This is a genomic window from Fulvivirga sedimenti (genome assembly GCF_020328055.1).
On sequence record NZ_JAIXNE010000001.1, the window covers coordinates 244,040 to 255,770 of the forward strand.

Consider the following 11,731-nt stretch of genomic DNA (forward strand, 5'->3'; position numbering starts at 1 on the left):
ACAATGCAAATTAAAATTTGAGCAAGTCGCCTCCCGAAGTAGCGTATACGTTTAAAACTGGAAATATATGAATGTTTGTTCATCATTCAGGTAAAGGGCCACAAGGATAAAAATAACGGTAACTGAATAAGCCAGGGACCTGCCCCATTGATTAGGCATGGAATAGAAAACAGGATATCTCTGGCGTCTGGAAATAAATTCCGTCAGTATAAAAAGAATAATAATACCAGAAATATAACCGGGAATACCGGATATACTGTTCGTTTTCCAATTTATCGGAATATTACTAAGATAGGTCCATGCTTCAGAAATACTTGATGCACGGAAAAATATCCATGCAATGCATACTATAGCAAATGTGATTATAACCGAAGAAGTTTTTAGGAACCAGTGTTCGCTCGTTGGTGCCCTGAAAATACTGGATTTAAACATTCTAACCCGCAGCAATAACCCCGGCATAAAGAGCAATGCATGAATTAATCCCCAAAATACAAAGGTCCAGTTTGCTCCGTGCCAAAGCCCGCTTACCAAAAACACGATAAAGACATTACGAACCCTGTTCACAAAAGTGCCACGGCTTCCCCCCAATGGAATATATAGGTAATCCCTGAACCAGGTAGATAGTGAAATATGCCATCTTCTCCAGAATTCAGGAATTGATCGGCTGAAATATGGATAGTTAAAATTGTCCATAAGCTTAAAACCAAGCAGTCGTGAAGTACCGATTGCGATATCACTGTAACCGCTAAAATCTCCATAAATCTGAAATGCAAAGAGTATGGATCCGGCGATAAGCATTCCGGAGGAATAAGAATCAGGCGATTGAAATATTTGATTAACAATGGGAGCGCAGGAATCTGCAATGACAATTTTTTTAAAAAATCCCCACAACATCTGTTTCAGGCCAATTCTGATCTCCCATCTTTTTACCCTTGCAGGAAGAGCAAATTGTGGCAGTAAATGGGAGGCCCGTTCAATCGGGCCGGCAACAAGCTGGGGGAAAAAGCAGACATAGGCTGCGAATTGAAAAATATCCTCACAGGGAGGAATTTTCTTTCTATAAACATCAATCGTATAGCTTAGGGTCTGAAAGGTATAAAAGGAAATCCCTACAGGCAGTGCCACGTTCAGAAATAGCGGGTCCCAGCTTATGCCAAAGGAGCTGAATAATTCCTCCCACGAGGCAACGAAGAAGTTATAGTATTTGAAAAACCCAAGTATACCAAGGTTTGAAAAAAGACTTAGAAGAAGCCATGACTTTCTTGTTCGGGGGTTTTCAGTTTTGGCCAGTTGTGTCCCAATCGAGTAGTCTATCAGCGTACTGATTATAATCAACGAAAGAAAACGGTAATCCCACCATCCATAAAAGATATAACTGGCAGCGATTATAAATAAAGCACGTGGCCTGATCTTAACTGCAAAAAACTTCCAGTACAGAAAAAAGACAATCGGATAGAAAACAAGAAATTCAATGGAATTGAATAACATTATTGAAAGCGTCCGAAGACTGTTATTTTACTAGTGAGCTATACGTTCTCAAAAATTCTTCGGCAATATTGGGCAATAGAAATCTCTCATCCACCAATTCCCTTGCATTTTTTACAATCAGCTGCCTGAAATTAATATCGTCGAGAATTTTATGAATTGCTTTCTCAAAGGACTCCGATTTCCAGTCTTCGATCAGGATACCTGTTTTCCGGTCCAGAACTACCTCGCCTATTCCTCCTACATCTGTAGCAATTACCGGGATCCCACAACTCATCGCTTCTAGTATGACGCCTGGGAGTCCTTCAATCAGCGAAGGCATGATCATAACATCAGATGCCTTTAGAAGTGAAATGGCATCCTTTCTGTTACCCCATAATTTAACGTATTGTTCAAGGGACAATGCCGCAATGTGTTCCTCAATTGCCTTTCTTTGTTTACCATCTCCAACAAGCCACAACCTGGCGTTCGGATAATCAGATCGGATTGCATTGAACACGTCGATGAGATACAAGTGATTTTTTTCAGGAACCAACCCTCCGATATTTATAAAAATTGTATTCTCATCATTTCTTTGCAAGGCATCAATATGTTCAAAGTGGTAAGTGCCAATTGTTATCGTTTTTGACTTTTCCCTTGCCTTTTCATACAGACCGATCAGATCAATCCGACAATTTTCACTTACCGAGATGTAGTAATCGCATTGGGAAAGAAACCATCGGTTCAATCTGTAATGAAACTGACCTCTGATAAAGGCACTCATTTTATTTGCATTCCTGAAAATCAACGGAGTTTTCCACTTATGGATTTTTTTTGAAAGAACCGCATATTTCAGGGTATCACCGGCATTGGCCTGAACTACATCATATCTTCCTTTCCGGATGATATCTGCAAGCTGTCGGTACTTAACAAAATCCCAAAAACGCCGATTCTCATGCGCATTCAGACCAATGAAATTCAGGTCGAATTTTAACTGATTTTCAGGGGCATCGAATAAATAGAGAACGTCAACCTCATGCCCAAGCTGAATAAGTTCCATTGAAAGCTGACAAGCAAAAATTTCTGCTCCCCTTCGCTGCGGCCGTTGAATAATCTGAAGAATTCTCAATTTCAATTGCTAGTTCGTCCCATTCTTCAATCGGGCATAAACATAAATCGTATTCCATTTATTGTCTTCCGAAAGGATTGATCGAATCACTTTAGACATCACCTTACGCGGCACTGAATAGGTTTCATGCTTTAAATATCCCATTTCAACGATTTCCAATCCGTTGCGATCAAACAGCGTTTTGAGTGTTGTCTTGCAGAACCAGCAGGTATGCTCATCATTAACCTTCAGACCTCCAGTCATTGAATAAATAAAATTACCCACGCGCAATGCATTCGGTGTTGTTACCAGCATACGACTGTCGGCGTTCATATGCTTTTTCGCAGAAGTAAGAAATCCATTGAAATTATCAAGATGTTCTATCAATTCACCAGCATGAACCAATTCAAAGGTTTTACCAAGATCAAAATTCTGTGCATCTCCGAATTGTACATTATAACCCGCTTCCCTGATTTTATCAATCTTGCCACGGTCAATGTCAATTCCCTGAACACTTCGGGCAACTTTCTGAATATTGCCATGCATCCAGTCAGGTTTATTGAACCCTACAACGCAACCAATATCCAATACGTCCTTTCCTTCAAAGAAGTGTCTTACCTGATCAAACCTTGTTGACTTAGTGCTTTTTACCCAACTTGGCTGAAGAATTGATTTTCCCATAATTATAAATTCTGAACTTGAACGGTGTCATAAAAGAAGTAATTATCACGATAATATTAACACCTTTTAGGAATTTTTCAACCCAAGGAATGACATTGATCTTGATAACTCATTTTTCCAGGTTCCGTTTTCCTGGATATATTCCCTGCCATAAGCTCCAAGTTCCTGCTTGTATTTTTTATCTTCAATAAGTTCCAACATCCCGCCGATCAATGATTGATCATTCGAGAGGTCGAACAAATGAACTGATTTTCTGTCCTGAAAATATACAGGTATTTCACCAACTGAAGGTGCAAGGGTCGCTACGCCGGCGGCCAGGTACTCCCGTAACTTCAACGGCGAATAATGGAAGTTTGTGTTTTTATCGGCACTAACGATGGCTGCGTCGAACACAGAGACAAACCTGGGTATATCAGCAAATGACTGTCGGCCTGCAAATTTTACTTTACTCTCAATTCCCAGCTGCCTCACCAGTTCCTCGATATGCGCCCGTTCCTTTCCGTCACCCACCAGCAATAACATCGTATCTCTGTAAACCGACGCGACTGCAGAAAATGCATGGATCAGATCAGGCAAGCCATGAAACCCGCGAAAACTGCCTGTCCAGCCGAAAACAAATGAATCTCCCATACCCAGCGTGGACCGCAACGAACTTTTCTCTTCTTCTGAAATTTCAAATCGCTCCGGAGCAACACTCATTGGGGAAACCATCACTTTTGCTTCATCAAGTCCCATTCCAATTAATTTGCGCTTAACCTCTTCCGAAACGCAGGCAATCAGGTCTGATTTTCTCAAATTCTCTGCCTCCTTCTTTTCCAGAAAATTACCAGTAAGGGTACGCCTCACTCCCCATTTGCGTGCCTCCCAGACGGTGGGTGCATGAACATACGTAATCAGGGGTACTCTATGATGGTCTGCCAATTTTCTTCCAAAACCTGTGAACAGGTCATGTTGCTCCCATACAAATTCAACATCGAAGTTTACATCCGGAATAGCCTGTTTTTGAAAAGATCTTGACGTCCTGTAAAGTCTTATGTCCTTCATAGTGGTCACCATCGATTCAGGAAAATAACGACTGATGCCACGTGTGCCCGACCCGGTACTATCAGTTTTTCCCCTGGGAAAGTCCCAAACTTCCGCCGGCATCCAGATTCCATCAGTTGTTAACACCCGTGCATTTCCCAAAATCTGCTCTGCGGCACTCGCCCATCCGGCAGCAGTAATCCATAGTGCTTCAGAGCCGCGCCAGGCAGTGCTGGAGCGGGGCATGATGAAAATACCTCCCTTCTTCATATCTGACTTCATTCCGCTATTTTTTGTGACACCAATTCTCTGAGCGCTTCATCGAGTACAACATTTTTATTCCTGTTTTCTACATATATGCGCACGAACTCAGTGAATTCAATATCAGGATTATGAATCTGCATCTTGTTAATATACTGCTGTGTAGCTTCTTTAGATTTCATTTCATCCCTGTATCCATCACCGTAAGCGGTTTGGAAAAATGTAAATCCCCCGATATATAGCTCCTTAAAGTCAGATTCCAATAAATATTTCAAAGCGCAAAATCCAGTTGTCGGCCGAAATTTACCAAATTGTTTTACCTCCCTCAGGTAGGGCGGCAACGGAAGGGTGTAAACCGGATATGAGCGAAGATATTTTTTATAGAAGTTAAAGGAAACCCGGTGCCCGAAGTAAGTCGGAATAGGATTTACAAGATACTTTATTCCAAGACGTTCATACAACTCAAGATCCAGCGGGCCTCCTCCGCTGTATTCATTTTCAAAGAAGGAATGAAACAGGATATCCGTTTTGGTTCCAATATCCTCCGGACTTCTTTTGTCACGCATCAGCAATGCTGCCTTATTGATCCTTACTACAAGGTCGAACCCATCGATATAATCTCCCTTGCCCGTTCCATAAGCACTTGAGGCAGGACCCACAATGGCGATTCTTTTGTTTGTAAGTACTGATGCAGGAAACATTTTCACATTTGCCAATGTGAGAAACAATCCCTTTACAGCATTTACGTATATTTTAAAACTCACAATATTGCAGCGAAACTATTAATGTATCCGGAACCTACACCGGCTAAGTCAGTATTGTTATAACCAAAAAAGTCCACGCCGTTGCTTTTTGCAGCATCAAAATCATTCATACTATCCCCTATCAGGGCGAACCTCTCACTTCTCCGCTCCACCAATGCAGAAACCAGTTCGGTCTTAGGCGTTGGCGATCCGTTAATGGAACTGAAAAACTCTGACAGCCCAAGCTCCTTGCAAAGGTAACGCAGTTCTTCCTGATCTGAACCGGAAACGACGTGCATTTCAACAGAAGAAGAATATTTGCGGATAAAACTAACAGAATCGTGAATTAGATTGTCAGGGTTTATGAGCATTTTCCGCATGACATCCGAGAACGACCCGGCCAGATACTTTATCTGATCTTCAGATACTGCCTCGTTTCGAATCTCTTCGAAGAAGTATCTGAACTTTACATACCTGGAAAGACCGCCATTGCGGCGATGATAATTCAGAAGTTCATTAAGTTGTTCAGGGGGATATTCTGAGAGGACCTTTTCAAAACCCAGGTCTCTGATATGCATGGAATCGAGGATAACACCGTCGAAATCCCACAACAGTACGTCATAATCCGTTAATGGCATTATAAATTCTTTCAGCTAAAACAAAATCCTCCTCCCAGTCAATATCGAAGGACTGCAAAGAATCAATCTCCTTCATGCTGACTTTTGCACCGATCCGATCTGAAAACTTTCTGTAGTTTGAAATTGAACTAAGAAAATAACCACTATTGGCTTCGAAATACGGATCAATCGTCTGAGTCCTTGGCCATTTTTCCTTGTCACGATTGAAATTTACAGCGTTACCGGATTCATCAAACAAGAATTTCTGAACCCTTGTGACGCTCATCAAACTGTCAAAGCCATCCTCCAAACTTTTTTCATAGGACTCAATCGCATTATCATAATCTTTCGCACTAATAAAGGGAGAAGTAACATGTGTCCACAGGACATGACCTTCAGGGATGATCTCCGGGACATAGTTGATCAACTCGTCAGTAGAGGTTGAACTCAAACATAATTCTTCCCTCCGCCTGTCGAGGATTATTCTATCCGATCCGAGATTCCCGGCATATTGTAGTATCTCCTCATCGTTTGTTGAAAGAACAATTTGCTTGATTCGTCTGATATCGAGCAACTGACGGAGTTTAATTTCCAGCAAACCATGCTCATAAATGGAAAAGCGCCTAATGTTCTTATTCTTAACGCGTTCACTTCCCTTTCGGCAGGGCAGAAATACTATCAAAGGATCATTCATGAAAGCAGTGCGTATAATGACCTGACGGGCAGATTTGAATAGGCAGTCGGTGCGAGAGCGCTGACCGATTTGCCCATAGTGCGGCAGAAATCCAGAATATACTGGTTCTCTTTTGCCAATGCAAACTGGACCGGATTGGTGCCCGAACCATATCCGTCGAAGCCGATCAGGAATATTTCACTTGCACCCAGGTCATCTGCCAGCTGAAGTGAAACAGCCAGGGGAGAATCAAAATATTTGTCAGTGATGCCAATTCTCCGCAATTCATAGGAACGATCTTTTACCTCTTCCGGGATAATCGTTCCCATTTCGCGCGGATAAGGAGGGAATATAAAAGTACCCTCATAATTTTTCAGATCTGCAGAGCGATCCAGGAGTTTATTCCCCTCGTTACCAATCAAACAGAGGTAGGACCTTTTTGAATGGTCAGACAAAAGTGAAAAATTCCGGCTGCTACTGAAAATTACGGCGATGTCGTCATTCTCCGAAATAAGTTGGATCAGTCCTTCATGGTTGTTCTGCACCGACGTACCACCGCCAACAATCAAAACCTTGCTGGTCCCGCCGGTGACATCCAGCTCCGGGAGTTTAACATTGTCGGATATATTATTCTTCTGGTTGTGAAGCGCATTTACTATCGTGTCCAGACCGTATCTGTTTTTACCCATCCATGACATGACATCTTTCTGAGGAAGAGAATTTGCGCCGGACACCATATATGGTAGGTTGGTGCCCCATTCGTAGTCCTTTTGCATTTTCGCAAACGGCTCGACGGCTTTGCTTAATGAATTGTAATTTACGGATACTTTCTCCTGTGCCGACAGCGCGGTCAGTAATAATTCCGTTTTCAGGTTTCCGGCACCTCTTCCCATTCCGGTGATGGTAGCATCCACAATTTCTACACCATGTTCCAGGGCTGTGAGTGTGTTGATCAAGCCTAATTCAAGATTATTATGTCCATGAAACCCAAGTGGCACATGAGTCTTGGATCTTACCAGGGCAATGGTCTCCGCCACATCTTTGGGGTATACACCACCATAGGAGTCAACCATGTAAAAATAGGTTGCCAGTCCATCCATGTTTACCAGTTCTTCGATGAATTCCGGTGTGTCCTTCCAGGAAGACATGTACATTACATTGAAGGCAACGGGGAAACCGGCCGACTTGATTGCTTCAGCCAGCTGAATAGCTCTGCCAATATTTTTTGGATCAACAGCAATTCTGATCAGATCAATCAGGCCGTCAAGCGGACCAAGTAAACCAGGGACATCTTCAGCCCTGACATCCTTTTCATTCAGAATGATGGTGAGTTTTTTTGTCGATTTCTCACGAATTCGTCGTAACAGATATAACGGACAATAAAAATATTCACCCAGGTAGTTTTTCATGGGCTTACTTCTGTAACCCACTTCTATATAATCTACCGGCAGATCATTCATAGCCAGGATATACTGGTCTACAAGTTCCTGGTCAAAGTCCCAGTTGGTGTAATATCCTCCATCCCTAAGTGTGCAATCCAGCAGCTTCATAAGTCTTTTATTATTTCAGAAATAAACCGTCTCTTGAAATGAAACAGAATGAACCATTTAAGATGTTTTCTACCAGAAAGCGATAACATCAAAGCCTTTACGTAAGCGCGTAGAAAATCACTAATTTTTCCTGATTTAACCGATTCAATGGTCAAATCTAGGTAAAAATTCATCAAAATAAATCTGTACTCAGGCATATTCACTGAATTAATGTGTGGTTCCATCAACTCATAAGAGCGTATCCGGTTTTGAAGTTTTTTAATTCCAGCATCTTTACTCCAAACACCTCCTGGATGAATCCGGTATCGGCTGGGTTCAATTTCCTGAAGAAACTTGGCCATTCCGTAATTTGCCAGGATTGAATATAAAAAGACGTCTCCCAGCCTTGCTTTCAGAAAGTTTTCAGGAAAACGAAATCCGTCCAGGAAAATATTTCTGAACATAACGGTGGCAGGATGCATATTACCCCATAAAATTTCACCTGCTTCGCGATCACGATCATAGAATTTCTGAGCCAAAGGATCCTTGATGGGACTTCCCTTGATGTCAATTTTTGCAATCCGGTGAAAACACATTACGTAATCCGGATGATCTTCAAGGAACTCAAATTCACGCTGAAGCTTGTAAGGATCACCAAAATAGTCATCCCCATCAAGCAAGCAAATATATCTCCCTCTTGCGTTGTAGAGATTTTGAATAAAATTAAAACGACCGGTTGGTGTCTTGTCAATATAAATCACATCTTTCCTTTCACGAAGAAAGAGCCGTATCAATTCCGGATATCTTTCAGCATATTCAATGCAAATTTCCCGAGTCCCATCTTTGGATGCGTCCTCTCCGAGTAAAATCTCAAATTCAAAGGATGTCTCTTGTTCAAGAACACTATCTAAACTACGTTTTAAAAAATCAGCATGTTGGTAGGTTTGCAAACATACTGATACTAAGGGAGATGGTTGATCCATTTATCTTTCCTTTAAATACTTCTGAATGGACGTCATGTAGCCAGACTCCGATTTTGAGGCGAAAAATTTATCAGGTAAATGGCTGAGTTGCTCATTTGAATACTGTACTCCAAAATGATTAAACATCTCGCCAAGTATCTGTTGAGGCCGCGCTATGAATTCGTCATACCTTATGATACTGTATCTTGCGCTGTCTAATTTTTTAAGTTGCTCAGCAATAATTTCATTGTTAGCAATTACCTGTTCTACTACCTGCTCATGTGGAGCTAATTTACATATATCATCAAATGTTGGAGGCTTAAAGGAGTACCACTCATTGATGTCGCCAAAATATTTGATTCTGGCATTTAACAATGACGTTGCATTGTCAGCAATATTTCTTTCAAGAAAAATAAACCGGAATTTCTCCGAAGCATTCGCCAGAAAATCAATATGCCAATTAAGATTCATGGCTTTAAGTACCAATGGCTTATTGAAAACATTTTGCAACCCCGCCAATTCTTTATTCAGCAGCGAAATATCAACCTTTTCCAACTCCGCATTCAGCAGCTTCTGAACGCCAGAAAATTCAAAAAATCTGTTCCAAAAATACCAAAATTCATGAGGCTGCAGCGCACCCCTAGTCTTTCCAAGCTCTGAATTAAACTGAATACTCAAATCTTTACCCAGAATTTCATTTCTCATATCAAAGTCCGTCAAGAGCTGTTGAACTCTTGCGCCAATGTAGGGTGCGTAATAAAATCTTGAAATAAGATTTGAAGGATACCCGCAAATTCCGCTGGCAGCCATGTACTGATATAGTAATGTAGAACCACTTCGTGCACAACCCACGATCAAAAGAACTGGGTGTTTTGGTTCAGTAAGTTCTTCGATTGCTTTCATCTCGGAAGGGCCCAGTAACCTGATCATTTCCGGAAAAATATTCTCTAACTCTTTTATTTTTTTATGATCAAGACTTCTCTTTTTATCTTCCATGAATTGATCTGATTATCTCTGCCAATAAAGATATCTCGATTTTCCCAATACGATGATCAATTGGTACAGGTATTATCCTTTCTGCAAGTGATAATGTATTTGGAAATGAATCTGAAAATTTCCTCCTTAAAATCTCAGGCCATAATATGGGGGCGTAAACCTGCTTGGCCCATAATTCCTGATGGCTGATGTCACTCTTTGGTAGAAGAGGATAATAAATAGGTACTGAATACTCCATTTCAGGTATTTTAAGTTTATTCAAAATCCCAATTTCATCATGCAAGTGCATAAAATTACTCCTTCGCAAATCATTCAGTTTGTCCACCGAGATATTTTGATAAATTCTATTTGTGAGCTCACTTGCCCGACGAAGACTTACCCTCTGCTTTTGTTCGTTAATTTTATAAAACTCATAGCCTTCCTGAACCTTGCCTTCATTTCTTAATTGGAGATGGTCAATCAGATAATCCGTAGAATTTGCCAGGGCCGCAATTCTTTCTAAAATGCCATGCTTTTGGGATGGAATATGAATTTCAGCACCATCAGGGACGCCGAAATATTTCCTTAAGCTGTTGAACTGAAAAACATCTAAAGAGGCATCAAAATTAAAGGATTGGGTAGCGTCCAGGATTAACTTTCCATTGAGTAATTCATTCAAATACCTTGAATAGTTCTCTTTAATTCCGAAATAGTTAACATATAATAACATTTCGGTTTCACGCAGTGAGGGAATTTCTTTTAACTCAAATTGCTCATTTATCTCATAAAACGAAATAGGAACCCGGGCTTCATGGAAGCTGTCTATTACCGAGTCACAAATGTAGAATGGAATATATACTTTGGTTGGTTTGACTATTTTTAAAATCAAAAACAGAGCAGATCTGCCGTTTACCATTAAAAAATGGTCTTTAATAACATTAGATTCTCTTACATCATTTTCAAACCCAAAATAGCCGCCATAGCTTATCATGTGATAGAATAATTTTCTATTTGCTCTGTTAGTTGATCCATGTCACAATTCATCAGGACATCTATAACGGATAATCCGGGAAGGAACGAAGATTTTCCATTCTGTTCATACTCGCTCAAATTAGGACTGATAAAATGGAGATCAATTCCCTCTTTCCTGAAATCCTCCAGGTTATATAATGACCTTCCGCCTGGAACATTAATATACTCTGTCGCCTTCAATCTTTTGCATATGTCAAGAACCCGTTCCTGTCCCGACAAATGTTCATTGTTGAACCCCGAAGAAGTCAAAAGAATATGCCTGCATATCCCCAGATAGTCAAGAACAGCAATGATGCTTCCTTTCGCGAGTTCACCCACTGAAGAATGTTGTTGATTAAAAACACCCGCAATTAAATCAAATACAGGGGTGAAATTCGGTGCCTTCGCATAAGATAGTGAGAGCGTTTTTAAAAATTTCTTTTTCCATTTTTGATATTCAACCGGATGAATTTCAGTTTCAGCTATTTTTTCAAACGAGCTGATTTTTTTAACCGGCACTGAGAACATTAACTCATTTCCGTTATGCAAAATTCGGTTTCGGTTAACCCAACCTTGTTTGATAAAATTTACATCATCATAAAATACGAACGTGTCACATGAATGAATCAACTGAAAATATCCCAGGTACGGAAAAACATATGGCTGCATTATTGCCAACCTCAT

12 protein-coding genes are annotated in these 11,731 nt (G+C 40.7%); all 12 read right to left on the reverse strand.

Features of this window, described 5'->3' with window-relative positions:
• Window positions 1–51: 51 nt before the first annotated feature.
• The 12 genes from LDX50_RS00990 to LDX50_RS01045 all read right to left on the reverse strand — a co-directional run bounded on the left by LDX50_RS00990 (window position 52) and on the right by LDX50_RS01045 (window position 11,731).
• Window positions 52–1,488 carry an MBOAT family O-acyltransferase gene (locus tag LDX50_RS00990; protein WP_225696537.1) on the reverse strand — a complete coding sequence of 479 codons (1,437 nt, stop codon included), beginning with the start codon at window positions 1,486–1,488 and terminating at the stop codon, window positions 52–54.
• Between the two features lie 22 nt (window positions 1,489–1,510).
• Complete coding sequence (locus LDX50_RS00995; protein WP_225696538.1) at window positions 1,511–2,599, reverse strand: glycosyltransferase family 4 protein; 1,089 nt, start codon at window positions 2,597–2,599, stop codon at window positions 1,511–1,513.
• A 3-nt stretch (window positions 2,600–2,602) separates the two neighbouring features.
• The gene (locus LDX50_RS01000) at window positions 2,603–3,253 is read right to left on the reverse strand and encodes a class I SAM-dependent methyltransferase (RefSeq protein ID WP_225696539.1); all 651 of its coding nucleotides are present in this window, start codon (window positions 3,251–3,253) and stop codon (window positions 2,603–2,605) included.
• Window positions 3,254–3,319: 66 nt separating this feature from the next.
• Window positions 3,320–4,558, reverse strand: a complete 1,239-nt coding sequence (locus LDX50_RS01005) for a glycosyltransferase (protein ID WP_225696540.1) — start codon at window positions 4,556–4,558, stop codon at window positions 3,320–3,322.
• Window positions 4,555–5,301 (reverse strand): glycosyltransferase family 29 protein, encoded by a 747-nt coding sequence (locus tag LDX50_RS01010; protein ID WP_225696541.1) that lies wholly within the window; start codon window positions 5,299–5,301, stop codon window positions 4,555–4,557. The genes LDX50_RS01005 and LDX50_RS01010 overlap by 4 nt, the downstream gene beginning before the upstream one ends.
• Window positions 5,298–5,918 (reverse strand): HAD family hydrolase, encoded by a 621-nt coding sequence (locus LDX50_RS01015; protein WP_225696542.1) that lies wholly within the window; start codon window positions 5,916–5,918, stop codon window positions 5,298–5,300. The genes LDX50_RS01010 and LDX50_RS01015 overlap by 4 nt, the downstream gene beginning before the upstream one ends.
• Window positions 5,899–6,591, reverse strand: a complete 693-nt coding sequence (locus LDX50_RS01020; protein ID WP_225696543.1) for an acylneuraminate cytidylyltransferase family protein — start codon at window positions 6,589–6,591, stop codon at window positions 5,899–5,901. Before LDX50_RS01020 ends, LDX50_RS01015 begins: the two co-directional genes overlap by 20 nt.
• A complete protein-coding gene (locus LDX50_RS01025) occupies window positions 6,588–8,120 on the reverse strand; it encodes an aldolase catalytic domain-containing protein (protein ID WP_225696544.1) in 1,533 nt (510 codons plus the stop codon). Before LDX50_RS01025 ends, LDX50_RS01020 begins: the two co-directional genes overlap by 4 nt.
• The gene (locus tag LDX50_RS01030) at window positions 8,117–9,049 is read right to left on the reverse strand and encodes a glycosyltransferase family 2 protein (RefSeq protein WP_255647310.1); all 933 of its coding nucleotides are present in this window, start codon (window positions 9,047–9,049) and stop codon (window positions 8,117–8,119) included. The genes LDX50_RS01025 and LDX50_RS01030 overlap by 4 nt, the downstream gene beginning before the upstream one ends.
• A gap of 33 nt (window positions 9,050–9,082) precedes the next feature.
• Window positions 9,083–10,057, reverse strand: a complete 975-nt coding sequence (locus LDX50_RS01035) for a sulfotransferase (protein WP_225696546.1) — start codon at window positions 10,055–10,057, stop codon at window positions 9,083–9,085.
• Entirely contained in the window at window positions 10,047–11,027 is a 981-nt protein-coding gene (locus LDX50_RS01040; protein ID WP_225696547.1) for an aspartate aminotransferase family protein, read from the reverse strand. Before LDX50_RS01040 ends, LDX50_RS01035 begins: the two co-directional genes overlap by 11 nt.
• Complete coding sequence (locus LDX50_RS01045) at window positions 11,024–11,731, reverse strand: WbqC family protein (protein ID WP_225696548.1); 708 nt, start codon at window positions 11,729–11,731, stop codon at window positions 11,024–11,026. The genes LDX50_RS01040 and LDX50_RS01045 overlap by 4 nt, the downstream gene beginning before the upstream one ends.